22 protein-coding genes are annotated in these 23,305 nt (G+C 37.8%); 10 read left to right on the top strand and 12 right to left on the bottom strand.

The window, feature by feature from the left end:
- Window positions 1–383: 383 nt before the first annotated feature.
- Window positions 384–1,343 carry a hypothetical protein gene (locus tag BM143_RS23355; RefSeq protein WP_228430951.1) on the bottom strand — a complete coding sequence of 320 codons (960 nt, stop codon included), beginning with the start codon at window positions 1,341–1,343 and terminating at the stop codon, window positions 384–386.
- 221 nt (window positions 1,344–1,564) lie between these two features.
- Here BM143_RS23355 and BM143_RS23360 point away from each other — a divergent pair, with 221 nt between their 5' ends.
- Window positions 1,565–2,065 (top strand): hypothetical protein, encoded by a 501-nt coding sequence (locus tag BM143_RS23360; RefSeq protein ID WP_090027750.1) that lies wholly within the window; start codon window positions 1,565–1,567, stop codon window positions 2,063–2,065.
- Between the two features lie 91 nt (window positions 2,066–2,156).
- Window positions 2,157–2,480 carry a hypothetical protein gene (locus tag BM143_RS23365; RefSeq protein WP_090027751.1) on the top strand — a complete coding sequence of 108 codons (324 nt, stop codon included), beginning with the start codon at window positions 2,157–2,159 and terminating at the stop codon, window positions 2,478–2,480.
- A gap of 127 nt (window positions 2,481–2,607) precedes the next feature.
- On the opposite strand, the gene BM143_RS23370 is transcribed toward BM143_RS23365, so the two are convergent.
- Complete coding sequence (locus tag BM143_RS23370) at window positions 2,608–5,370, bottom strand: polysaccharide lyase family 8 super-sandwich domain-containing protein (RefSeq protein WP_090027753.1); 2,763 nt, start codon at window positions 5,368–5,370, stop codon at window positions 2,608–2,610.
- A gap of 67 nt (window positions 5,371–5,437) precedes the next feature.
- Complete coding sequence (locus BM143_RS23375) at window positions 5,438–6,469, bottom strand: threonine aldolase family protein (RefSeq protein ID WP_090027754.1); 1,032 nt, start codon at window positions 6,467–6,469, stop codon at window positions 5,438–5,440.
- Window positions 6,470–6,554: 85 nt separating this feature from the next.
- Between BM143_RS23375 and BM143_RS23380 the strand changes: the two genes are divergently transcribed.
- Window positions 6,555–7,208 carry a metal-dependent transcriptional regulator gene (locus BM143_RS23380; protein WP_034725539.1) on the top strand — a complete coding sequence of 218 codons (654 nt, stop codon included), beginning with the start codon at window positions 6,555–6,557 and terminating at the stop codon, window positions 7,206–7,208.
- 126 nt (window positions 7,209–7,334) lie between these two features.
- On the opposite strand, the gene BM143_RS23385 is transcribed toward BM143_RS23380, so the two are convergent.
- From BM143_RS23385 to BM143_RS23400, 4 genes are all read right to left on the bottom strand, one after another.
- Window positions 7,335–8,501, bottom strand: a complete 1,167-nt coding sequence (locus BM143_RS23385; RefSeq protein WP_090027756.1) for an aminotransferase class V-fold PLP-dependent enzyme — start codon at window positions 8,499–8,501, stop codon at window positions 7,335–7,337.
- Window positions 8,502–8,616: 115 nt separating this feature from the next.
- Window positions 8,617–9,756 (bottom strand): hypothetical protein, encoded by a 1,140-nt coding sequence (locus BM143_RS23390; protein WP_034725537.1) that lies wholly within the window; start codon window positions 9,754–9,756, stop codon window positions 8,617–8,619.
- A 27-nt stretch (window positions 9,757–9,783) separates the two neighbouring features.
- Window positions 9,784–10,686 carry a TssN family type VI secretion system protein gene (locus BM143_RS23395; RefSeq protein WP_090027758.1) on the bottom strand — a complete coding sequence of 301 codons (903 nt, stop codon included), beginning with the start codon at window positions 10,684–10,686 and terminating at the stop codon, window positions 9,784–9,786.
- A 57-nt stretch (window positions 10,687–10,743) separates the two neighbouring features.
- On the bottom strand, window positions 10,744–11,661 hold the full coding sequence (locus BM143_RS23400) for a type VI secretion system baseplate subunit TssG (RefSeq protein WP_228430953.1): 918 nt from the start codon (window positions 11,659–11,661) through the stop codon (window positions 10,744–10,746).
- Window positions 11,662–12,061: 400 nt separating this feature from the next.
- On the opposite strand from BM143_RS23400, the gene BM143_RS23405 reads away from it, so the two are divergent.
- Window positions 12,062–12,853, top strand: coding sequence for a S1/P1 nuclease (locus BM143_RS23405; RefSeq protein WP_047455284.1), 792 nt, complete (start codon window positions 12,062–12,064; stop codon window positions 12,851–12,853).
- 434 nt (window positions 12,854–13,287) lie between these two features.
- Here BM143_RS23405 and BM143_RS23410 read toward each other — a convergent pair whose 3' ends face one another.
- The 4 genes from BM143_RS23410 to BM143_RS23425 all read right to left on the bottom strand — a co-directional run bounded on the left by BM143_RS23410 (window position 13,288) and on the right by BM143_RS23425 (window position 18,744).
- Window positions 13,288–14,232: an aldo/keto reductase gene (locus BM143_RS23410; RefSeq protein WP_090027762.1), complete on the bottom strand. Its 945-nt coding sequence runs from the start codon at window positions 14,230–14,232 to the stop codon at window positions 13,288–13,290.
- 225 nt (window positions 14,233–14,457) lie between these two features.
- Entirely contained in the window at window positions 14,458–16,263 is a 1,806-nt protein-coding gene (locus tag BM143_RS23415) for a hypothetical protein (RefSeq protein ID WP_090027764.1), read from the bottom strand.
- A 552-nt stretch (window positions 16,264–16,815) separates the two neighbouring features.
- Complete coding sequence (locus BM143_RS23420) at window positions 16,816–17,565, bottom strand: DeoR/GlpR family DNA-binding transcription regulator (protein WP_090027766.1); 750 nt, start codon at window positions 17,563–17,565, stop codon at window positions 16,816–16,818.
- Window positions 17,566–17,571: 6 nt separating this feature from the next.
- A complete protein-coding gene (locus BM143_RS23425; protein WP_090027767.1) occupies window positions 17,572–18,744 on the bottom strand; it encodes an MFS transporter in 1,173 nt (390 codons plus the stop codon).
- A 76-nt stretch (window positions 18,745–18,820) separates the two neighbouring features.
- Here BM143_RS23425 and BM143_RS23430 point away from each other — a divergent pair, with 76 nt between their 5' ends.
- From BM143_RS23430 to BM143_RS23440, 3 genes are all read left to right on the top strand, one after another.
- A complete protein-coding gene (locus tag BM143_RS23430) occupies window positions 18,821–19,219 on the top strand; it encodes a VOC family protein (protein ID WP_228430955.1) in 399 nt (132 codons plus the stop codon).
- A gap of 388 nt (window positions 19,220–19,607) precedes the next feature.
- Window positions 19,608–20,393 (top strand): XRE family transcriptional regulator, encoded by a 786-nt coding sequence (locus tag BM143_RS23435; RefSeq protein ID WP_034725529.1) that lies wholly within the window; start codon window positions 19,608–19,610, stop codon window positions 20,391–20,393.
- Between the two features lie 19 nt (window positions 20,394–20,412).
- The gene (locus BM143_RS23440) at window positions 20,413–21,027 is read left to right on the top strand and encodes an alpha-ketoglutarate-dependent dioxygenase AlkB family protein (RefSeq protein WP_090027768.1); all 615 of its coding nucleotides are present in this window, start codon (window positions 20,413–20,415) and stop codon (window positions 21,025–21,027) included.
- 24 nt (window positions 21,028–21,051) lie between these two features.
- Here BM143_RS23440 and xth read toward each other — a convergent pair whose 3' ends face one another.
- Complete coding sequence (xth, locus tag BM143_RS23445; protein ID WP_090027770.1) at window positions 21,052–21,825, bottom strand: exodeoxyribonuclease III; 774 nt, start codon at window positions 21,823–21,825, stop codon at window positions 21,052–21,054.
- Between the two features lie 173 nt (window positions 21,826–21,998).
- Between xth and BM143_RS23450 the strand changes: the two genes are divergently transcribed.
- The 3 genes from BM143_RS23450 (at window position 21,999) to BM143_RS23460 (ending at window position 23,181) form a co-directional block, all read left to right on the top strand.
- The gene (locus tag BM143_RS23450; protein WP_090027772.1) at window positions 21,999–22,226 is read left to right on the top strand and encodes a glutathione synthase; all 228 of its coding nucleotides are present in this window, start codon (window positions 21,999–22,001) and stop codon (window positions 22,224–22,226) included.
- A gap of 10 nt (window positions 22,227–22,236) precedes the next feature.
- A complete protein-coding gene (locus BM143_RS23455; RefSeq protein ID WP_090027774.1) occupies window positions 22,237–22,470 on the top strand; it encodes a hypothetical protein in 234 nt (77 codons plus the stop codon).
- A gap of 144 nt (window positions 22,471–22,614) precedes the next feature.
- Window positions 22,615–23,181: a YciE/YciF ferroxidase family protein gene (locus BM143_RS23460; protein WP_090027775.1), complete on the top strand. Its 567-nt coding sequence runs from the start codon at window positions 22,615–22,617 to the stop codon at window positions 23,179–23,181.
- Window positions 23,182–23,305: the final 124 nt, after the last annotated feature.

Genomic DNA, 23,305 nt, shown 5'->3' on the forward strand with positions numbered 1-23,305 from the left:
AAACATCTGTGGAAATCTGTGTCATCAGTGGTTGATTAGTAAAAAAGTTCATTTATACGCTCGCAGATTTCTCAGATGACAAAGATTTTAATGCACGCTTTTTAAAACATTAAGATCAATGAAGGATATAAGTTTAGTTAAGAAAAAATCAGATGATTTTTTAAGTTGTATGTCTTCAAGCGAGGCTAAAACTTAATATTCTTAAAAACTTAACACAGAATCTTAATGATTTGAATTTTTTCTCTCGCTGATCAAGCTGATGATGCAGATTCTTTTCATGCTATTAAGTTGATTATTAAGCGCGAACATCTGTTTATGCGTAAAATCTGCGGGAGCTTAAAAACATATTTATATCTATACGATCTGCGAGAATCACAATCCAATTAATAGTTTCTAAGCCAAGGCGATTCCACACTCCAAAAAATAATATTCACACCCAAATAATGCTCAGCGTAATCCACGAACTCTTCTTTCGTAAAAGGCTTCTTTGTTTTTGGATTTTTATACGTTAACGTCGGTTCCTGCACCGCCATAGCTACTAAAGGCAGTTTTCCTTTGTATTGATTGAAAAACGGATAAGAATTTTTCATCTGAGCATTTTTGTTGGGAACAATGTCCGGCCCGCCCAATGCGATGTTATTTTTATGGGCAAATTCAAATAATCTCGACATGTATTGATGGTCATTCTCCCATTCGCACGGAAAAAAATTCACATATTGCAGAACGTAGGACGTTTTAAAAGCATTTCTGGCATACTTTAAATTATCAAGTTCCGCCTGAAAATATCGGTCACAGCTGAAGCCCGTTTTATCCTTTTTCATATCAATATCTATGGAAGTTTCGGGTAAATTGATTCCCTGAATTTTTCCATCAAACTTTTTCGCCAATTCTCCAATGAGCTTTTGGTATCTCTCTTGAACAGCCGGATTCCATTGTTGCGTTACCCATCCATTTCCGATAGGTTTATTTTCACCGGGATTATCGTATTGGGGAACCAAACCTCCATTATATTCCTTTTCTTTTAAAATATAATCCGGGACATATCTGGCTTCCGGTTCAAAGAAACGGTCCTGAAGCTGAATGAATAATTTTCTGTTCAGGCCTGATAAATAGTTCATATCATTTTCAATTTGTGAAAAATCATAAACATCTTTTGCGGTTTCTAATGCTCTCCAGTTATACACGATCTGTACTCCGCCAATATCTTTCCTGGTAATCATTTTTTCAATGTTTTTCAGGTCTCCGGATGAAGTGTAGATATAATTCTGAGGAGTCTGTGCTGTGAAAAGCTGTAAACTAAGAGTCAAACAGCCTAAAACTGCCATCTTAAATAATCGTGTCATACTGTGAAATTAAAAGATTAATAGTCATCATTTATCGTGCCCAAGTTGGCTTTAGACCAAGACAAAAAAATTAATAAAAATTATCAATCCTGTTTATTTGAAAGAAATTACAGTTTATTTTTATGGAAAATTATTTCTATTTGTATCTAATTTTCTTTCATATTTAAATACTATTGTTAATTTAGTAGATTGAAATTTGAATTAATATAACAACATTGGGTATGAAAAAATTAATCTTACTGGGTTCAGTATCGATTTTACTGATTAACTGTAATAAAAAAACGGAAACTCCACCTCCGACAGCTAAAGTTGACACAGCTGCTGTGGTTGAACCTGTGATAGATACACTGGGACCAAAATCATTCTGCTATATGGCCGTTACGGGAAAAGACAGTGTCTTTGCATCCATCGATGACAATCTGGGAACCATTACCGGAAAAATAGTCTATAAAAACAATGAAAAAGATAGTTCAAAAGGAGATGTAACCGGCTTTAAATCTGGAGATACCTTGAAACTGACATACGAATTCCAGTCTGAAGGAACAAAAAGCAAGAGAGATATTTTCTTTATTCAGAAAGACAATACTTTAACGGAAGGAATTGGTGATCATAAGGAAGAAGATGGGCAGTCTAAATATGCCGATGAAAAAAAGATCAGCTACAAGGACGGGCAAAAACTGGAGCCTGCAGACTGCAAAGTGGTTATAAAAGCTTTAAAATAATTTAAAAATCAATTATTCTCCGTCATTTGATATATTCTGCATAGTATTTGCTATAAAAGTGTCTCACTAGAAACAACAATAAAGTAGTATTATGCAGCATTTTCAATTTCAGCCATTTTCAAAAAGTGAATTTATAGAGCGTTTAAAGAAGACTTTTCCTCAATATAAAATTCAGACCGGTTTTGGAGCACTTCAGGTAAGAACCAGCGGATTTACTCTAACCGGAAACGTGAAAATTACAACGAATCCTGAAATAGGAAAAGTAAGCACGGAAACCTGCCTGGACTCAGCAGTTCTTTACCTTATTTTCTGTTTTCCAATCGGCATTTATATGATGATGAAAAAACAGAAGGTGAAAAAGTTTGAAAGCGAGGTGATTGCGGGAATTAAAAAAATACTGACTGAAGACCAATAATCACTGTCAATTTAAAAAATAAATGCTGTTTCAATTCCGGAATAGCATTTATTTTTGTGTCAATCAATCATTTATTCGCTTAGTAAAACACGGATTGCAGAGATTTGCACAGATGATTGTGCCTCATTTATTTTTTCAAAATTTTAAAAGACTCAGTCCCTATTTTTATGAAATATATTCCTGATGGAAGATTTTTGAGATTAACAGTTGCTTTATTTCTTACAACTTTATAAACAATTTCCTGATCCATATTTCTTTGCAAATGATCATAAACATTAATCTGAGACACTTTATCACGTGTAATAATGTGCACAATATCAGTCGTAGGATTCGGATATATCTGATATTTTGATTCTGTTTTTGCAGATGCTGCTGATAAGGTAGATGACTGTTTTAAAGACGCCTGTACCGTAAAACCATTCTTAGTTATAAAAGAAAGTTCAGTAGACCCACCGGCAATCTGTAAGCTGACATCAGGATTGGGAACAGCCAACTCCCATAAACCGGAAAGCCGGACCGTCACTGTTTCACTTTGGGGAACCCTGTGGAACCTGGAGGCTACACTGCTTATCTGAGAATACGTATAAGATTCGTTATCAGCCAGCAAACCCAAACTTGGATTGGTAAGACTGATCTTTAATGCTGTATTGTTATTGCTTTTCTGAGTCATAATAATCGCCGGTTTACTCGATTTTTCCACGACATCATAATTAAAAGTGGTGGCTGCATCCCATATCACGTAATTATAAGTAGATTGCGGATTATAAAGGGCTACGTGAGCCTGAGCATCCTGTTTTAAGACCGAGAAAAAATTGCTGAAGTTCGTAAAGAAATTTTCAGTAGAAGCTCCTCCCTGCAATTGGATCGCGTACTGATAGGTTGAAGCCTGCGGACCTGTTCCATGGTTAATAAACGCTTTTGTAAAATCCCCCGTTGTACTGGTCGTATTGGCATGGTTAGGAGAGGTCTGGCTGCTTCTGTTTATCGTAATCTGATTGCCATTATAGGTGTTATTTGGCACCACATAACCGTTCCCATAAGAGTCTGTGGCCCATAATCCACCACTGTTAGCGTTAAATGTATTGTTATTACCTGAAATTACGGCTCCATTAATGATGCTTGTATTAGTTGTGCCGGATATAGGAGTCTGAAATATAGTAGTATGAATTGGATAGTTTCCTCCCACATCTTTAATATCGGACCCCAGACATAATATTTTATCTCCAAAGAAAAAGTAACTTTTAAGCGCTGTCATTCCTGTTGATGAGTTAGCATCTTTATAGTCTATAGCAAAAACGCCATTTGTTTTATCAATGTTGGCATGCCCAAGGAAATTTTTGCCATTCATTAAGCGCATTGCATAGTTCCCCAGAATGCTGAACGGAACATGAGCTACTGTAGTCCCTGGAACGTGACTCCAATCCCAGCCGTTATATAAAAGAGCCACATCATTACTTAGGAAAGAATGTCCCTGAGTAAGAATTTCGGTAGCACCTGCTGATGTATAGGCCCCCAACCTGTTTTCGTCCCCGCCGCTTTCAAAATGCCAGATGTGTTTACTTGTTCCTTTTACACTGATTTGCCAACCGTTAAATTTATGAACACTGAGGCCTGCATACGGGAATCCGAAATGTCCGGAAGCCAGTTCTGCCGAAGGTGTCAGACCTGAACTCATTGTATTCTGCATATCCTGCATTCCTCCTAGGCTATGAATCACATTGATGCTTACCGTATTTTCTCTTATCAACCGGTTATTGGCATTTCCGGAGATATTCCATAGTCTGATGAATTCTTTCCCTGCATCTTCATTGTCCACGGGATCGGCAATATACAGATAAGCCAACGCCGGTCTTAACAGATGATATGAAGCCGTGCTGAAAGGAAAACGCCCAGCAATCCCCTGTGGTAAAGTAAAATCTTTACTGAATGTTCTGTAGTTCAAGACTGCTTTTTTTAAATTCTGTCGGGCTACAGGAGATAATTCATAGGGTGAATTTTTAAGCATTCTATTCAAAATAGATGCCTGATGAAGAGCATCCAAACCATAAGAATTAGAATAAGCGCCTCTGTGGTGGAAGGTAATGAAATCTGGTTTTATACTATCGGCCCATCCATTGGCAATTAGTAATGCATTGTTAATAAAACTTTTTAAGTGCGTCATATTATTAAGTCTGGAAGGTTCAGAATCTTCCTGAGCCAATACGTAGCAAAACCTTTGTTGTATGGAGGCTCTTATGACATCACTGTTGTATCCGGGATAGGTAAAATTGAAGTGAGGAAATTCCGGGGACAAAAAATAGGTGATCCCGTTCAGAGCACCCATATGATGATTGAATTTTCCGGCAGCTTTCAGCTCATTCTTCATCAGCAATATAGATGTTGCGTAGGCAGAAGACCTTAAAGCTATCCCATGACTGCTTGTAATAACTTCTTCATTTCCGATAATGATATCGTACTCAAAATTGGAAGATGCAGAAACTCCTTTGTCCTCAATATATTTGAAAATCTTTAATATATCTTCTTTTAAAGCAAAACTGTTATAATACGGATTAGGCGAAGATGCAGAGCCTTTAATCTTATACAGATAAACAAGACGGATCAAAGATTTCTCCGTGATATTAAAAAATTCATTTTTATCTGCATCCACGGAAAAATCCCAGATATTTCCGGGATTTATAAAATCATATTGAGACAGGTTCAATGCTTGTGTTCCTGCATTTTTAAAACTGTTATAGCGTTCGTTGACGGACAAATTATTATAATTCACATTCTCGCCGGTCAGCCAGGTTGTGTAGTGTTCAGTAACCAGGTTGATCGCAGGATTCTGAGCGATGATATGACTACTCATTCCTGATACAGCCATTAAAAATAGTAATGCCTTTTTTTTCATTTTGTAATTGAATAAATGTGTTTTATGCCATAAATTTAATTACTTTTTTTGAGATTCAGTGAACTCATTATATTTTAGCATGAAACATTTCGATAAAACGTTCTACCGCTTCATCACCTGTATTCCATGAGGTAATAAGGCGGATGGCAGAAGACTGTTCGTCTATCTTTTTCCAAACGTAGAATTCAAAGTGTTCCGATAGAATTTCAATCAGTTCATTGCTGATAATCGGGAAAATCTGATTGGTATAGGTATCAGAAAGAAATTGTATTCCCCTTTCTTTCATCGCATTTTTAATTTTCATGGCCTGAATATTGGCATGTTTCGCGAGATCAAAATACAAATCATCTTTCATCAGTTCCATAAACTGGATTCCCAAAAGACGTCCTTTAGCCAGCAAAGCCCCTTTCTGTTTGATATTGAAGGCAAAATCCGGCTGTAAATCTTTATGATTAATCACAATAGCTTCTCCTATCAATGCTCCGTTTTTCGTTCCACCCAAATAAAAAATATCAGTCAGCTCCGCTACTCTTTCCAGCGTCAGGTCACTGATCTCAGAAGTCAGTCCATGTCCTAATCTGGCACCATCCATAAACAGATACAGCCCATTCTGACGGCAAAATATTGAAAGCTCTTCCAGTTCCTGAGCCAAATAAACCGTTCCTAACTCTGTAGAGTTTGAAATATACACCAGCTTCGGCATAACCTGATGCGGAACATTAGTATGGCTTTCCAGAACCGGAACAATGTCCGAAGGTCTCAGTTTACCATCCTGCGTTTCAATGCTTAGAACTTTATGTCCTGTTGCTTCAATAGCTCCTGTTTCGTTATTTAAAATATGTCCCGGCGCGGCAGAAATCACACATTGATATGGCCTTAAGATTGAAGAGATCACAATCAGATTCGCCTGTGTTCCACCCGAAACCAGATAAACGTCAGAATTCTCGTTTTTAATTTTTTCTTTGATCAGTTTTTTGGCCTGAAGAGAATATTCATCTTCGCCATATCCGGCCTGCTGATTCAAATTAGATTGTATAAGTGCTTCTAGAATATTCGGGTGACACCCCTCGGAATAATCGTTTTTAAAGGAAAATTTCATAGAGTAAAATTAAAAAAAGTTAAAATAACAAGAGCAGATTTTACATAATATTTTGTTAGATTTGTACTGAAAATCATCTAACATTTTGAGAACAACATTAACAGAAGAAAATTATCTGAAGGCTTTGTTTCATTTAGTTGACAATGAAGGGAAAGTAACGATCAATGAGCTCAGCAAATTTTTAAACGTAAAAATGCCGAGTGTGAATAACATGATGAAGAAGTTTGCCGACAAAAAATGGGTCGTTTATGAAACATACAAGCCGCTGGTAGTTACAGAAAGCGGAAAACGGGAAGCCGCGCTGGTAGTTCGTAAGCACAGGCTTACCGAAATGTTCCTTGTGAAAAAAATGAACTTCGGCTGGGAAAATGTCCACGAGATTGCAGAACAGCTGGAACACGTTCATTCACAGGTCTTTTTTGACAAAATGGACGAAATCCTGGATTATCCTAAGTTTGATCCGCACGGAGAGCCTATTCCTGATAAAGACGGGAATATTATTTCACAGGATCTGCAGAAACTAAGTGCCTGTAAACTTGGAGAAACTGTCATTTTTGCTTCCGTTACCCTTTCGGACGACGGATTCCTAAGCTATCTGAATGAAAGAAAACTGCTTCTGAATACGAAAATAAAAGTTATTAAAATTGAAGATTTTGATAAATCGATGACGATAGAAATTGGGGACAAAAAGGAAATCCTTAGCAGAAAGGCTACTGAAAAAATCCTGGTGAAGAAATAGAGGTTCATTGGTGGCTTCGAGTGCCTCAGTCACCAATGTTCCGTTTAAGCTATGAAATGAGCGATTATTCTAGTTCTGCTAACTCAAAAATTGCTGGGTGGCTGAGGCTCGCGAAGCCACCTTGACTTATTTGTTCAGCATTCTCACCACTTCCTCAATTTCCTCGGAAGTATTAAAATAATGCGGCGACAGGCGAATAGCACGATCCAGATTCTTCAATGTAAAGTCAATCAGGGCATTGCTTTTATTGCTTACCGAGAAATAGACGTTATTCTCTTTCAAAGCTTTATAAATCCCGTCAATACTTCCGTCAGAAGCACAGAAGGTAACAATAGCTGCTAAATTCCGTCCTTCATCCAATACTCTAAAACCATTGTTCCGCAGACCCATTCTTAGCTGTTCTGCTAAAGTTTTAGTATAGATTTCAATATTCTGAAGGCCAATTCCATTCGCGTATTTTACAGCTTCGGTAAACCCCAGAATCGAGCTGATGGAAGTTTCCCAATGCTCAAATCTTTTTGCTGTTTTCAGGAGTTTATAATCATTGAATTCCGTCCATTCTGCGCCATTCATATCTAAAAAAACGGGAGCCATATCCTTTTCTAAAACTCGGTCTGAAACATATAAAAACCCTGTTCCTCGCGGTCCTCGCATAAATTTCCGGCCTGTAGCCGTAAGAAAATCGCAGCCTATTTTGTTGACATCTACTGCTAACTGTCCTACCGACTGACAAGCATCCACAAGATACAGCACATCATATCGACGGCAGATCTCACCCGCTCCTTCTACATTCTGAATCAATCCGGAATTGGTCGGTATGTGGGTAACCGCCACAAGTTTCGGATGATGCTTTTTAACGAGATTTTCCAGATCTTCCAATTCGAGTTCATGATCAGGAAGGTTTTTAACCCTGATTACTTTAACCCCAGATTTTTTTTGTAATGAAAAAAATGCGATCTGATTAGAGACATAATCGTCATTCGTTGTAATAATAACATCACCATTTTCAAACTGAATACTCGATAAAGCTTTAGCATAGGCATCGGTAGAACTTACTGTAAACGCCATATTCTCAGGCTTAGCATTAATCAGTTGAGCCGCTGCTTCATAAAACTGACGAATCTTTTCTCCATTCCTGTCAGCTGCTCCATAGGCTCCGTATTGCTGTTCCAGATAGATGTAATCGGTCATTGTCTTAACCACAATTTCCGGCATCAGTGAACCACCGGCACTGTTTAAAAATAGTTTATCTGTACAGCCAATAGTATCCTGTCTGATGATATTTAGGTCCATGTTTTACTTAGTTTTAAAATTGATTGATGATTTGTATTTCAGTTTCGTTCTACCTTTTTAAACATAAAAAATCCCGAAAATTAACGTCCGGGATTTATATTTTAAAATGTTTCCATTAATCTAAAACGCTCCAACCTCTTTTCGGATTGGTGTTTGAAGAAACTTCCTGTTCGTTAACGATGATGTTTTCTTTTCTCTGACCGATGTAATCAAGTTCGCTTAGTTTAGAGAAAATAATTTCTAAGCTGCGAAGCATCTGCTGAATGTACAATAACGGCTCTCCACAGTTGTGGTGATCATAATTGGTTTCTGCTACGATAGAAAGCTGATTCAGTAAAGTATGAGGTGCAATTTCACTCCACTCTAAGCTATAGTTCAGCATTTCTTCCAGTTCAGCAGGTACCAGAAGCTGGGTAGAATTGTACAGATGAAGGGCTAGTTTTGCAAAAGCCTCGATCAAAAATACAGGTGGTTGCCATGGAATAATATTTCTGAACTGGAAATACATATCCCCAAAAGTATTCACCATAGTGGTACACAGGAACTTTACATTCTGTGCCAGAGCTGTATTCTGGTTTTTATGGGATGCTTTCTGAATGATCTTAAAAGCGTACTGCTGAAGGTTTCCTATAGATTTTGCATAGCTACCGTAATAATCCAGCAAAACAGGATGACTCTGAATAGAAGTACACGGCGGGATAAAATTGGAATCTACCTGTGCGATATTGGCTTTCAGGTCTACTTTTCCGATGATCAGATAATTTCCTCCCGAATAGCTGCTGTTCAGTGAAGTGACAGGAAGCAGTTCGATGTGGTGATTCGGCTGTGCGCTTGGATGACGGGGTGGAATCTCTTCAGGATCAATATCTCCAAAAGGTACCTTATCGAAAGGATTCACAGAGATCAGAATGTAATAATCCCCATCTGCCTGCTCTTCGCTCATCGATCTGGCCAGAGATTTAACACTGACTCTTCTATCCGTTAAATCAATACGGTAGCCGGCCATTGTGATAGCGCTGCATCTTTTGATAACAAGCTGTACATCGTTGGTAGCCGTATTATGGACATCAAAAATAGTTTTGTCCGTAAATTCGTTAGAAATAGGCAGAAGCCCGTAATTATATGTGTTGATCCCAAGCGAGCTGGAATCTCTGATCGTATCGATTAAAAAATTATCCTGATCATTAAGGTGTCTCTGGGAAACTTTCATCCCATCTACCCAATTGATCGCAAAATGTTTAATAGGCTGTATCATATGTAATACTTTTTGAATTTTCTGTGATTATGATTTTTTCAATAGTCCTTCTTCCTCATGCTGGATAACTCTTTTGCAGATCACGACTTCATTTTCTGAAATGCCGTTCGTAGAGATATCCTGGTCGAAATCAATATATTTTCTAAAACTGAAAAATGATTTTTTGGTGTAAAAAATCCAGTAATAAGGTTCTTTTTCTATATCCGAAAGATGAATGATGGAATTCGGATTTTTATGATTGTAATCGTCTACTACTCTATAAAACCAGTCTCCGAAAGTCACTCCCGTCGGTAAGGTCTTAGCTTTGATCCTGAATCGGTTTGTATCTTCCAGGTTTTTACTCAATTCAACATTCAATACCATAAGTCGGTCGAAATCAGCACCTTCAAAGTCCGGAAGTTTCTGATCCGGAGAATATCTCCACGTTTTATAGATATCAAAAGGAATACTGATAAACTGAACATAGCAGTAATAAAATACCATAGGCACAACAAAAATCACCATACTTGTTGCCGCCATTACAGCATATCCTGTTTCTTTGCTGATCCAGTTAAAGATTAAGGTAAACAAAAATCCTCCGAAGGCAATACACGTCAAAGAAAGTATCGATTCAAAAAGGATACTCATCCCTACGGAATCAATGTGCTTCCTGAAATATCTGTGCAGTAAATTGACATGAATAATCCCGAAAATAAGGTAAAAAACCTGTGCGATTAGGTACCAGTACGGGTTAAAAAGATTCCCTGCAAAACCGAAAATTCCCGGCAGCGCGAGGCATAAACTGCAAAGAAGAACGTATATAATAATTACCTTAATTTTGATAGCAGGCTTGTTTCTTCTGATAATACCCAGAATAAACATCATGATCACAGCGATTAAAGGCATTAAAATATACCTTAAAAAAATACCTTTTACTGAAGAAATTTCCATTAGTTTCTTTTCAAATTTATACTTGGTTGGTAGTTGTTGTAAATATAATAAATTATTTTAGAGGAATGTAGAGTATCCGAGACGGCTGGCATTTCTTTCGTCATCTTCCAGACTGAATGAATATTCCAGTTTCTCTGTGATGAAATTTTCCTCCACGTCCACCGTTACGGGAAGAAAATAATCATATAGAGCCTGAAGCACATTTCTGAACGGACTTCCGGGAATATACTTTTTCATATCCTCATAAGGAATCGGGCCTATGTTGACTACCCAGTTCCGCTGTCCGTCCATATGTTTTCCGCTTGGAATATAGGTAACCCCTAATTTTGAATTCCCCAATAACATAGAATCGTCATTTCTTTCTATCCTGTCGATGATATTCGGTGCAAAGGTTACTTCTACCGGTACCTGCAGAAAAGCGGTCATGCATCTTTCAAACCACCTTTTATCCCCTCTGATCTGGTGGAAAAACGGCAGGATATAGATGAAAATATAAGCGCTCTGCTCATCAAGCATTTTAATAAGCGGCCAGAGCTCGCTCACGGTATCCAAAAGCGTATCTGTGCTGCTTGAAATATCAAATTCCGATTCCTTAAGCAGGGAACTGATCTCTGTAAAAAAGATCTCCAGCTCAAAAGGGCGGAAAAATTTCCGGGCATCCTCTTCTACTTTCTTCTGCTTTCGGATTTCGCGGACTACGGTATCTACGTTTTTTCTGGAAGCTCCCAAAGACGGCGGATGGAATAGTCCTTCCGGGAGATAGTCATAAATGCCTTCTCTATAAGTTTCTATGGTGAAGACTTCTTCATCAAATCCCAAATAACTGCTCGAAATACTTTTGATATCCTTCAGGTAAGCACGGTCGTTGATCCCGATCCGTTCTATAAATATATTACTTACCGCCCGCTGATACTTCAAAAGATTCACCGCTACAGCTTCCGCTTTGAAGTCGGTCTGCAGTTTATTGTAATACATGTCTACAATATTATTCTCATACATAGTGTTTCCTGTGATTATGACTTGTAAAGATAATATATCTCATAAGTTTGAAAAAATAATTTGGCCATAATTTTATTTTAAAAATACTAATTTATCTGCATTAAAAGGAATTATCTGTGACAAATTCCGTGAAAATACGGTAATACTGCACTACAGAGGCTGTAAGGCTGAATATTTAAAAATTAAAGGTTATCATTGAGAGATAAGCATTTACAATACAAAACATACATTTATTCTGGAATTTATAGAAATTTATACGTAACTTTTATTATTTAGATTAATTTTTATTAACATCCCTTTGACAAGAAATTGGTCATAATTGATACAGGTTCGGAAACCGGAACGTATCTTTGCACCTTGTAAAATGTTATTTATAATGAAAAGTATTTATTCTAAAATTCTGATTTTAGCATTCATTTCATCTTCACTTTATTCTTATGCATGGGGATTAACGGGACACCGTGTGATCGCGGAGATCGCTGAAAACCATCTGTCGGGCAAAGCAAGAAGAGAGATCAAAAAAATAATGGGTAAAGAACGCCTTGCGTACTGGGCTAACTGGCCGGATTTTATCAAATCTGATACCACTGGTGCATGGAAGCAGGCTTCATCATGGCATTATGTAAACGTAGATCCAATGGCTGATTTTAAAACGTTTGACCAAACCCTTAAAATGCAGGCAGGTCCAAGTCTTTATACGCAGGTGAACACGTTATCAAGCCAGATCAAGGACGAAAAAACGTCTGCAAAAGACAGAAAAATCGCTCTGATTTTCCTTATTCACATTATGGGAGACCTTGCACAGCCCCTTCACGTAGGAAGAGCAGAAGATCTTGGAGGAAACAAAATCAATGTAACGTATTTCGGAGACAAAACCAATCTTCACTCTGTATGGGACGGGAAACTGGTAGATTCACAGAAATACAGCTATACGGAATATGCTAACCTTTTAGACATCAAATCTAAAGAAGAAGTAGCACAGATTCAGACCGGAACACTGGAAGACTGGTTGTACGATTCTCATAAAATCGCCAACAAGATCTACGCACAGACTCCAAATGATTCGAAATTATCATACGATTATCAGTACAAATTCAATGATACACTTGAAAGACAGCTTCTTTACGGAGGACTGAGACTGGCAAAAGTATTGAATGAATTATTTTAATCATTGATATTTAAAGCATAAAACACAAAAGCGGCCTTTTCAGGCCGCTTTTTTTATTCTGTTATATTATGAGTGACTTTAGATTCTGATAGGACTGCATCCTATCTTGAGTTAAATCGCCACGTTGTGGCTGGTTATTCTCAGCAGTTTTTAATTTAGGATTTCTTAAACGTTAGGATAAAAAAGCATGGCTTAAAAAATCATTTGATTTTTCTTAACTAAACTTACTCCCTTCATTGATCTTAATGGTTTAAAAATAATCTCCCGCAGATCTCTCGGATTTTCCAGATGTTTATGTTTATCAGAATGTTTATCTGGATACTTGGAAGTACATCATGATTATCAACCTTTTTATCTTTACTAACAAAAAACCCGCTCAGTATGTACCGAACGGATCTTTCTATTGAGTTAAAATAAAGTTTCTGAGAAAAAAATCACTTACCAGCCTGATTAAGAAGTTCTATATCTTCCTGGTCAAGAATTAGTTTCGGAGCCTTAAATAAAGTATCCAGCTGGGAGGCACTGGTTGCGCTAACGATCGGTGCTGTGATCAGAGGATTAGCCAAAAGCCAAGCCAATGCAGCTGTTCCCTGTGTCGTCTGATGCTTTTCACTCACCTGATCCAAAGCTTTTAATACTTCAAGCCCTTTATCATTCAGGTATTTTCTTACGCCTTCACCTCTCTGACTTTTACCCAGATCAGCTTCTGTACGGTATTTTCCGGTAAGAAAACCTGCAGCTAATGACCAATAGGGAAAGACGCTCAGATCAAATTCTTCTACCAGCGGAGCATAGTTTTTTTCAAAACCTTCTCTTTCCATTAAATTATAATGAGGCTGCAATGCCACATATTTGGGAAGATTATTCTTTTCCGCCGCTTCAAAGGATGCTTTGAGACGCTCGGGAGAAAGATTGGAAGCCGCAATATACCGTACTTTTCCGGCTTTAATGATCTCGTCATAAGCAGAAAGTGTTTCCTCTACCGGAGTCGTATGATCATCAAAATGCGTATAATAAAGGTCAATATGATCGGTCTGAAGCCTCTGTAACGACTCATCAACCGATTTCAGGATATGTTTTTTGCTGATATCAAAACTATGCTCCTTTGTTTCTGATCCTACTTTTGTCGCTAAGACGATATTTTGACGGTTCCCACGGCTTTTCATCCACTTTCCGATGATTTCCTCAGACTGACCTCCTCTTCCGTTCACCCACCATGAGTAAGTATCTGCGGTGTCTATAAAATTGAACCCGGCCTCTGTGAACTGATCCAATATATCAAAAGACTGTTTTTCATCAAGGGTCCATCCAAAAACATTCCCGCCAAAATTAACAGGTGCTACAGACAGATCGGTATTTTTTATATTCCTTTTTTCCATAAAAATGAATTCTAATTAAAAATTTAAGAAGGATCTAAGGTAAGGAATATATGAGAGGATTTCAGATTCAAAATAAGCATACTGCCTATAGTTATTATAAATGGAAAAGCCGATTATTCCTGCTTCTTTATCATTATTAAAGAGGTTTTACATCATTAGAATTAAATAAAAAAAAACAGCTTCCACGATGAAAGCTGTTTGATCTATCAATTAAAAAAAATACTGTCACTTTTCAACCTGAGGAACCTCAAGGGCTGTCAGCATCAGTTTGTATTCCTGCAGTTGCAGGTCTATGGTTTTCAACCCGCTTTTAAAGAAAGTTGATGTATTAAACAGATTGTGGTAATATTCAATACCTTCCAGTACATTTTTCTTGAACGCATTCCATTTTTTTGTTTGGGAATGGGTGATTTGTGCTGAAGAACTGGCTATTTCTTTTTTAAGATAATCCACATACATTTTCAGTTCATTGATGAACATATTTGGGCGCTGATTATCCGGAAGAATATTGGCGTTTCCATAAATATGCTGTACCATTTCAGAAAGCGAAACCTCCTTGTCAAAAAAGGCAAGATTGGGTCCCGGACATATCACTACGCCTTGCTTCTCCCCTTTTATTTCAAGATCCTGCTCCATATAGGCGGCATTCACCAAACCTACACACAGACAGGCTTTATCCGTAATTTCTGTTTTTCTTTTATTAAATTCTTCAGCAGTTATTTCGAGATCAGCCTGAAGTTCTTTTAATTTAATGTCCTGATACTTTTTAGAAGCAGTGCATGTTCCCTGTAGTGAAAATTCTTTGCTCAGCGCCAGCAGTTTTTTCGGACACGAGCTTCCGTATTTTCCGGCGGCTTCCTTTTGTTCTTTCAATAACTCATTGGAGGTTCCTCTTACTGTATTGAACGGAACGCCCAAAGGTGAAATATTGCTGAGATAAAAATCCTTTTCTCCTGATTTTAAAAGCAGGTTTCTGGTTTCCGTATCTACAGAAGTTGCTTCAGGAACCAATAAAAACGGAGATCCCCATCCTACGCTGTCAACTTGGTAATTATCAAGCAGAAACTCATGTTCTTCAGAAGTTCCTACCCCGCCCTGAACCGTAATTTTCATTTCCAGAGGCTCAGAAACAGAATGTTTCCCCTTTTGTTCCAGTGCGGCGATCATTAATGAATGGGCAGATTGAATCAGATCATTTTTTTTCTGCTTAAATTCTTCCATGATGGGTCCAAGCAGCATCCCTTCAGTAGCAAATGCATGGCCTCCGCAGTTCAGTCCGGATTCTATCCTGTATTCTGAGATCCACAGTCCTTTTTTAGCCAGAAAATTTCCCTGGATCATGGCTGAACGGAAATCACTTACCTTAAGAATAATTTTCTTCTTCAGCATCCCATTCTCATCCGGGAAAAAATCATCAAACTCTTCAATATAGCTGTATAAACGGGGATTCATCCCTGCAGAAAGCACCATGGAAGAAGATAATTTACTTTGAGCAAAACCACGAAGCGAAGCATGCGCATCATTGAACATCACCGGAAGCTGCTCATTTTTTTTGTAGTTGTCTTTATCCACTTTCGTCATGATGTTGACATCGATACTTCCCGGCTTTAAATTGGTTTCAATGAAATTTTTAATGCTTGAGCCTAAATTGTCTTTTTGGCTGACCAAATTCTGAAGCCCAGTTTTCAAATCCGAAGTATTGGGCAGTATGGCCATAAAGTTTTTTAACGCTTCCTTGTTTTTAGTGATTTCCTGTTTGAAAGATTCAAATTTTTCATTCACGATATCATCTACCATATCCAGGTAAGCCGTAATTCTTTTTGCCCTGTAATCTTCTGTTTTTGTTGAAATTCCTAAATAATCCAGATTGAATTTCTTGGTATAAAAGCCTTTCATTTTTTCCAGGATCTCATCATCGATAATAGAAATAACGGAAGAAATTCCATATTGGGCTACACGGATCGGGCTGTCTATGGTATACGCCAGACCCATTACCGGAATATGGAAATTGTGTAACGGTTTATGTGTCATTTTATTTTGATAAAAATTCTTTCGTTAAGAATGGATTAAAACCCTGAAGACTCCATTCCTGTTGAAATGAGCGCCTTAATAAGGAACTTTAATTACCTAAATTTATCATTTTAATATTAGCTATGCATTAAATAACACTTATAATATCGGAAATATGTTAAATATCATTCTTTTCAAAGCCGGCAGAGAAGAATTGTTTTATGATCTTAAGGTGAGATATAATTAGAATTCGTCTTAACATTGTTTTTCACGCAAAGTCGCAAGGAAGTATAAATCAAACTCTTTTTAAGGCGCAAAGATTTTATCTCCGATAAAATTATATTATGTCATTGCGAGGAGCTATGCGACGAAGCAATCTTTAAAATACTTTTTATGGTATAAATCTGAGATTGCTTCACCTACCGGTTCGCAATGACAAAGGTGTTTTTTTACATATACGACATGAAAGAAATAGCTTCTAACTTTAAAACCTTTCTATCCTGATAAAGGAGTTTCAGTACAAAAAACACCTCTAAAAACAATCATTTTAAAAGGCGTTTCAAATGCGAAATTTTATATAATCTGAATATTTGTATTTCTAAAAGATTCAAGCTCAGGATCCGTTGAGTCCAGATCTGTGATCAGACAATCAATCGCGTCAATCGAACAGATTTTGAAAGTTTCCGTACGTCGGAGCTTATTCTGATTGGCTAATGCAATAATTTTTTTTGATGATCTCGCCATTGCTTTTTTGGTCTCCCCATCAGGAATGGATGTGGCAGAAACTCCAAAATTTGAATCAACAGCGCAGGTTCCCATGATAAAGAGATCAGCAATATATTGAGTGGCATCATTACAGGTTGTAGCACCTGTGGTTACAGCCAGCTCATGATCATATATCCCACCCAGCATAACCAGTTCTATATTTTTGAACTTACTCATGATAGAAGGCAACGAATAATTATTGGTGATAATTCTGAGCTGTATATCCAAAGGCATATAACTCGCAACGGCACAAACAGTGGTTCCTCCGTCCATGAAAACGGTCATTCCATCTTTAAGAAACTGCTGTGCTTTCAAGGCAATAATATCTTTTTCTTTAGTGAAAAATGACTGCCTGTCGTGAAAAGAAAGCGGGTCTTTTTCTCTTGATATCGCTCCTCCCCTTGCTTTTGACAGCAATCCGTTGCGATGCAGAAGATCAATATCTCTACGGACTGTATCTTCGGAGACCTGAAGCAATGAGGCCAAATCTTCAAATTTTACCTTATTCTTTTCTTTTAACTGGCTAAGTATGATTTCGAAACGCTCTTCTTTTAACATGATCGTTTATGATTTCCTGAATTTATAAATTAAAGCAACCGCAATAAACAGCAAAGCTATGGCTTCAAAAGCGATTGTCAAAGAAAAATGATGGGCAATAAAACCCAGCAGTGCCGGACCTGCCAATTGACCCGCATAGCCCATCGTAGTAATCACGGGAATGGTAACAGCTGGGGACAATCCCTTGATTTTCCCTCCTTCTGTGAAGAAAACTGGAACTATATTGGCTGCCCCTACACCAAGCAGAATAAATCCGGCAAGAGAAAGCCCGATCCAGGGACTTAATGTTAAAATAAAGATACCCAAAGAAGCGATGATACTTCCTGCTATAACCACCGTTTTGCTGCTGAACTTGCTTACAATCGCATCTCCTGTAAGCCTCATTACCGCCATGGCTACAGAGAAAGCAGCATACCCGATTCCTGAAAATTCAGGCTGAACATTCTTATTATCCCTTAAAAATATAGCACTCCAGTCCAGCATGGCTCCTTCTGAAAGGAAAACAATAAAACACATCAGTCCTAAAAGCAATACACTGGAGTTAAACCATTGAAAACGACTGGAAACAGCTTTAGCTTCATCAACATGGGAAAACTTCATCGTAATTTCCTTTTCTGTCGGATAATTAAAAAGGTTTCTATATTGAAGAACCAATAGCAATACCAAGAGAGTAGAAATCGTAATGGCCGCATGAACAGGATTAAGACCCATTTTAATTAAAAATCCCAATCCAAGAGATCCAAAAAGACCACCCACACTGAATAATCCGTGTAGTGATGACATAATTGGTTTTCCATAGCTGTTCTGCACCTGAACCCCATGAGCATTCATCGCAACATCTATACTTCCAATACTGCATCCGAAAGCAAAAAGCGCGGCTCCCATGATATAAACGTCTGAGATAATCAGTAGACAAGGCAGTAATAAAGCCGTTGATAATACACTCCCTAAAATCACTTTCCTGGTTCCCAACTTACTGATCAGTATTCCTGATAAAGGCATCGTTACTAAAGCTCCGCATCCTAACAGCAATAAAAGTAACCCTAAATCTGCTTCATTTAATCCTAACCTGTCTTTGGCCAGTGGAACCATGGGCGCCCAGCTTGCTATTCCCAAACCACAAACGAGGAATATAAATTGGGTCGCTATTTTCGCTTTGACAATCTTTCTGTCAATCACATTTGATAAATTTATTTTGCAAATTTATGCAAAATTGCATAAATTTGCAAAATATTAATTCAAAATACTATTCTAAATGAAAATTAAAATCGAACATTTTGCGATCTGGTGTCACGATTTAGAGATGATGAGAACATTTTATATGAACACCTTCGGGATGAGCAGTAATGATAAATATGTCAATCCGGCTAAAAAATATGAATCTTACTTCCTGACCTTTGAAGATCCTTTTTCTCCCAGACTGGAACTGATGAAACGCCCTGATATTGCTGAAAATAAAAACACAAGAGGTCAGACGATGGGATATGCTCATATTGCCCTGTCTGTGGGAAGTAAGGAAGCTGTAGATCTATTAACTGAAAAATTCAGACGGGACGGCTGTACTATTGCCGGTGAAACCCGAATGACAGGAGACGGATATTATGAAAGTATTATAGAAGATCCTGAAGGAAACTGGATAGAAATTACGGAATGATAGTATTTATAAGCTTGTTCTTTTGTCTTGAAACAAAATGAACCAAAAGTTCAAGGCTGGAATCTTGCACTAAAAATTAAAACTTGTTCCTAAAATTTCCAAACTCGTGCGGATTCAATACTACCCCTTCGGTTCAATCTATTTTCCGCACTCAGACAGTGTAAATTTTTTAACGGATCAAATTTTAATTTTTTTAACGCTACAGCTTCCTAGGCCAATATAGAGTAAGCTAATCAATTTCTCTTCAAAAAATTAATTGGAATATAAAAATTGAAACTTGAAATTGTTTAATTTCCAGCATTAATCATGGATGGGTGTGATTTATTTATTCGGAATGGATGCTTATTTTGAATCAAAATTTGTACTTTTGTTGATATATTTTGTATCAATGTCAATTTTTTCAAATAATATCCGTTTTTTGAGAGGCCAAAGAAGCCTTTCCCAACAGGCTGTAGCCACTGAACTGGAGATTTCCCGTGTCCGTTATTCCAAATATGAGAACGGAATATCTGAACCTCCTATTGAGCTGCTTGTCAAAATGTCCAAATATTTTCACGTCAGTATCGATCTGCTGGTCTCTGTAGACATCCACAAATACCCTATGGAAGAAATGCTTAAACTTCCGGACAACAGAATTGTCCTGCCGGTAGCGGTAGATGACCTTGGAAATGATACCATTGAAATCATTCCGCAGAAAGCATCGATGGGATACCTTGAGGGTTACAGCGACATCGGCTATATCGAAAGTCTTCAGAGAATTGCTCTTCCCTTTCTTACGAACGGCAAATATAGGGCTTTTCCGGCAGACGGAGACTCTATGCCACCATTCAGAAACGGTTCGTATATCGTAGGAAAATATGTAGAAGGAATCAGTGAGCTGAAACCGGGGAAAACGTATGTATTTATCACGTTAAATGATGGAATTACCTATAAACGTTTTAAAGAAACAAAAGGAAACTCCGTTTGTGTAAGTGCAGATAACTCTTTTTATGAGCCTTACGACATTCCGTTTAATGAAATTGTAGAAATCTGGCAGTATGCTTCAGGAATTTTCCCGGAAGACTTTGAACCGGGTGATTACGAAAGCTATAATTTTAAAGAGATGTTCCGCGAACTGAAACAGGATATCAAAGATCTGGACCGTAAAGTTTCAGGACGACGAAAGTCTTCATAACTCTAATGCACAGCGCACTATGGATCAGTTAAGTTTATTTGATTCAGAAGAATTCTTCCGTTTTCCGGAAGAGCTGCTGGAATATACAGAACACTTTTTGCCGGACGATGAGGCTTCTCAGCTTGAGGAGCTTCTGATCCGCAATGCTCCCTGGAAACAGAGAACACAGAAAATGTATGATAAAACGGTTCTTACGCCGCGACTAACCGCCTGGTACGGAGATGAAAGCAGAACCTATAAAATGAGTGGAAATGATTTCAACGTTAATCCCTGGCTGCCTGAGCTCCTTTCTTTAAAACAGAAAATAGAGCAAACATCAGGACATAAGTTCAATTCCTTATTGCTCAATTTATACCGTGACGGAAATGATTCGGTCGCCTGGCATCGTGATAAGGACAGTGAATTGGGGAAGCGTCCCGTCATTGCTTCCATAAGTTTGGGACAGGTCCGGAATTTTGATTTCCGGAAAGCGGATGATCACCGGAATAAGTACAGTTTACCGCTTCAGCACGGTTCTCTCCTGATTATGAAAGGAGATCTTCAGCAAAATTGGGAACACCGCATTGCAAAGTCGACACACCCTATGAAGCCAAGAATTAATCTTACATTCAGGCTCGTTCATGAAGTATCGTGATTAAATTGATTCTGAAATCACTTTTTATTTTTCCAGCTGAATCCATACCGGTGCATGATCACTGCTTTTCGTCCATCCCCGGACATGACTGTCTACACCACCCGACTTCAAACCTGAATGCAGATAAGGACTCAGCAGAATATGGTCTAACCTTATTCCCGCATTCCGTTCATAGGCCTTGTACAAGTAGTCCCAGAACGTATAAACTGTTTCATCGGGATACAGCGTACGGATAGAATCCAGCCAGCCTTTATTTTTCAGCTCTCTGTAAGCTTTTTTGACTTCTGTTCTGTATAAAGCATCATTTTTCCAGCGTTCCGGTTTGTACACATCTACAGGTTCCGGTATAATGTTGAAATCACCAATGAGTATAGCGGGAAGTTCCATTTTGATCAGTTCATTCGTTCGCTTTTTTAAACGCTTGATCCAGTCTAGTTTATAGTCGAATTTGGGTCCCGGATAAGGATTTCCATTGGGAAGATACAGGCAGCATATCACCATTTGATCAATAATAACCTCAATATAACGGCTTTGCAGATCTTCAGGATCTCCAGGCAATGTATCCTGAACTTCAGTAATTTCAAGATCTTTGGTCAGGATGGCTACTCCGTTCCAGCTTTTCTGTCCCTTCCATAAAGCCTGGTATCCTGCAGCATTGATTTCCTTAAGAGGAAAACGCTCCTGAGGTGCCTTTAATTCCTGAAGACAAACGATATCCGGTTGGGCCTCTTCCAGCCACCGCAACAGTACGGGTAGCCGGGCATTGATCCCATTGACGTTATAGGTTGCTATTTTCATATTCTAAGATGATTAAATGGCGGTGTAACCTACTTTCAGATGGCAATAATTATTCCATCCCACTGAGTTACAATAAGGTATTTTTAAATTAGAACTTTATTTTTTACTTAATGAAACATCACATTCGCATTGGCATAGTTTATTCATAAGCATAAAAATAAAACCATTGTCCCATGTTAAGTAAAAATTTCACAAAAGCAGAATTCGTATTGAATAATGAAAAGCAGTATCAGCTGGAATATGGTAAAGACGAAATCGGCGAGGGATCGAATTTAACCATTGAAAGGAAAAAAGAAAATGGAGAATTTGAAACCGTACAGGCCAATATTACCAGACTTAATGACCGGATCTTTATAAAATGGAGCGAACCATTTGATGGCAGACTTATTTTTGAAAACTAAAATACAACCTATGAAATACAGCGAAGCCTTAGCTTATAAAAAAGAAGCTTTGAAAAAAGCAGATGAATCTGTACTGAAAAGCTACCACATCATTATTGTCCCTGCCGATACAGAAGAAAGTTCAAAATATATTCAAGACTTTTCTAAAAAGCCTGATGACTTTAATGACAGCAGCTGCAAAAAATACTGCTCAAATGATGAGTACGAAGTTGTAAGCTTTAATAAGGAAGAGGAAAGTCACTAACGGACATTTTACCGTAAACGAAAATGCTGTTTTTACATTTCGATTCTGAGATCACTATTTCCAGGATACCACATCAATACCCGGAACACTAGGCTGGTCTTATAATTGCAGACATTTATTATTAATCACTAAATTATAATTATTATGGCAACCAAAACAACAGCAAAAAAGACAACGTCGAAAACTGTGGCGAAAAAAGCAGGTAAAACTCCGGCAAAAAAAGATGCTGCCAAACAACTGAAAGATTTGTTTGAGGATTCTCTGAAAGATATTTACTGGGCTGAAAAAGCGCTGGTAAAGGCCCTTCCTAAAATGCATAAAAATGCCACAGACAAAAAACTGAAAACAGCTATTGAAAAACATTATAATGAAACTAAGGTTCATGTAAAAAGACTGGAAGAATGTTTTAGTGCCCTAGGAAAAAAGGCTCAGGCTAAAAAATGTGATGCCATGCAGGGATTATTGGATGAAGGTAAAGGCATTATGGAAGAAACGGAAGCGGGAGCGGTAAGAGATGCCGGTATCATTTCTGCGGCTCAAAAGGTAGAGCATTATGAAATTGCAACCTACGGATCACTGGCTGCTTATGCTAAGGTTCTTAACGAAAAAGACTGTTTAAAAAATCTGCTGGCTACATTGACTGAAGAAAAGAAATGTGACCAGTTGTTAAGTAAAATAGCGGATACAGCTATTAATACTAAAGCGAAATAATAAAGAAAGGAAAGTTTGAGGCTGGAAGAAAGAAGTTATTGAAGTTATTGAACCTATTAAAATTATTGATTAATAGGAACTTTCCTCTTCCATCCTCAAACCTTTAATTTTAGCCAAAACTCCA

Source organism: Chryseobacterium oleae, from assembly GCF_900115055.1.
Classification (GTDB): Bacteria; Bacteroidota; Bacteroidia; order Flavobacteriales; family Weeksellaceae; genus Chryseobacterium; species Chryseobacterium oleae.

Coding starts and splice junctions, on each gene's coding strand:
- BM143_RS23355 (WP_228430951.1), bottom strand. CDS start 1,343: ATGACACGATTATTTAAGATGGCAGTTTTAGGCTGTTTGACTCTTAGT.
- BM143_RS23360 (WP_090027750.1), top strand. CDS start 1,565: ATGAAAAAATTAATCTTACTGGGTTCAGTATCGATTTTACTGATTAAC.
- BM143_RS23365 (WP_090027751.1), top strand. CDS start 2,157: ATGCAGCATTTTCAATTTCAGCCATTTTCAAAAAGTGAATTTATAGAG.
- BM143_RS23370 (WP_090027753.1), bottom strand. CDS start 5,370: ATGAAAAAAAAGGCATTACTATTTTTAATGGCTGTATCAGGAATGAGT.
- BM143_RS23375 (WP_090027754.1), bottom strand. CDS start 6,469: ATGAAATTTTCCTTTAAAAACGATTATTCCGAGGGGTGTCACCCGAAT.
- BM143_RS23385 (WP_090027756.1), bottom strand. CDS start 8,501: ATGGACCTAAATATCATCAGACAGGATACTATTGGCTGTACAGATAAA.
- BM143_RS23390 (WP_034725537.1), bottom strand. CDS start 9,756: ATGATACAGCCTATTAAACATTTTGCGATCAATTGGGTAGATGGGATG.
- BM143_RS23395 (WP_090027758.1), bottom strand. CDS start 10,686: ATGGAAATTTCTTCAGTAAAAGGTATTTTTTTAAGGTATATTTTAATG.
- BM143_RS23400 (WP_228430953.1), bottom strand. CDS start 11,661: ATGTATTACAATAAACTGCAGACCGACTTCAAAGCGGAAGCTGTAGCG.
- BM143_RS23405 (WP_047455284.1), top strand. CDS start 12,062: ATGAAAAGTATTTATTCTAAAATTCTGATTTTAGCATTCATTTCATCT.
- BM143_RS23410 (WP_090027762.1), bottom strand. CDS start 14,232: ATGGAAAAAAGGAATATAAAAAATACCGATCTGTCTGTAGCACCTGTT.
- BM143_RS23415 (WP_090027764.1), bottom strand. CDS start 16,263: ATGACACATAAACCGTTACACAATTTCCATATTCCGGTAATGGGTCTG.
- BM143_RS23420 (WP_090027766.1), bottom strand. CDS start 17,565: ATGTTAAAAGAAGAGCGTTTCGAAATCATACTTAGCCAGTTAAAAGAA.
- BM143_RS23430 (WP_228430955.1), top strand. CDS start 18,821: ATGAAAATTAAAATCGAACATTTTGCGATCTGGTGTCACGATTTAGAG.
- BM143_RS23435 (WP_034725529.1), top strand. CDS start 19,608: ATGTCAATTTTTTCAAATAATATCCGTTTTTTGAGAGGCCAAAGAAGC.
- BM143_RS23440 (WP_090027768.1), top strand. CDS start 20,413: ATGGATCAGTTAAGTTTATTTGATTCAGAAGAATTCTTCCGTTTTCCG.
- xth (WP_090027770.1), bottom strand. CDS start 21,825: ATGAAAATAGCAACCTATAACGTCAATGGGATCAATGCCCGGCTACCC.
- BM143_RS23450 (WP_090027772.1), top strand. CDS start 21,999: ATGTTAAGTAAAAATTTCACAAAAGCAGAATTCGTATTGAATAATGAA.
- BM143_RS23455 (WP_090027774.1), top strand. CDS start 22,237: ATGAAATACAGCGAAGCCTTAGCTTATAAAAAAGAAGCTTTGAAAAAA.
- BM143_RS23460 (WP_090027775.1), top strand. CDS start 22,615: ATGGCAACCAAAACAACAGCAAAAAAGACAACGTCGAAAACTGTGGCG.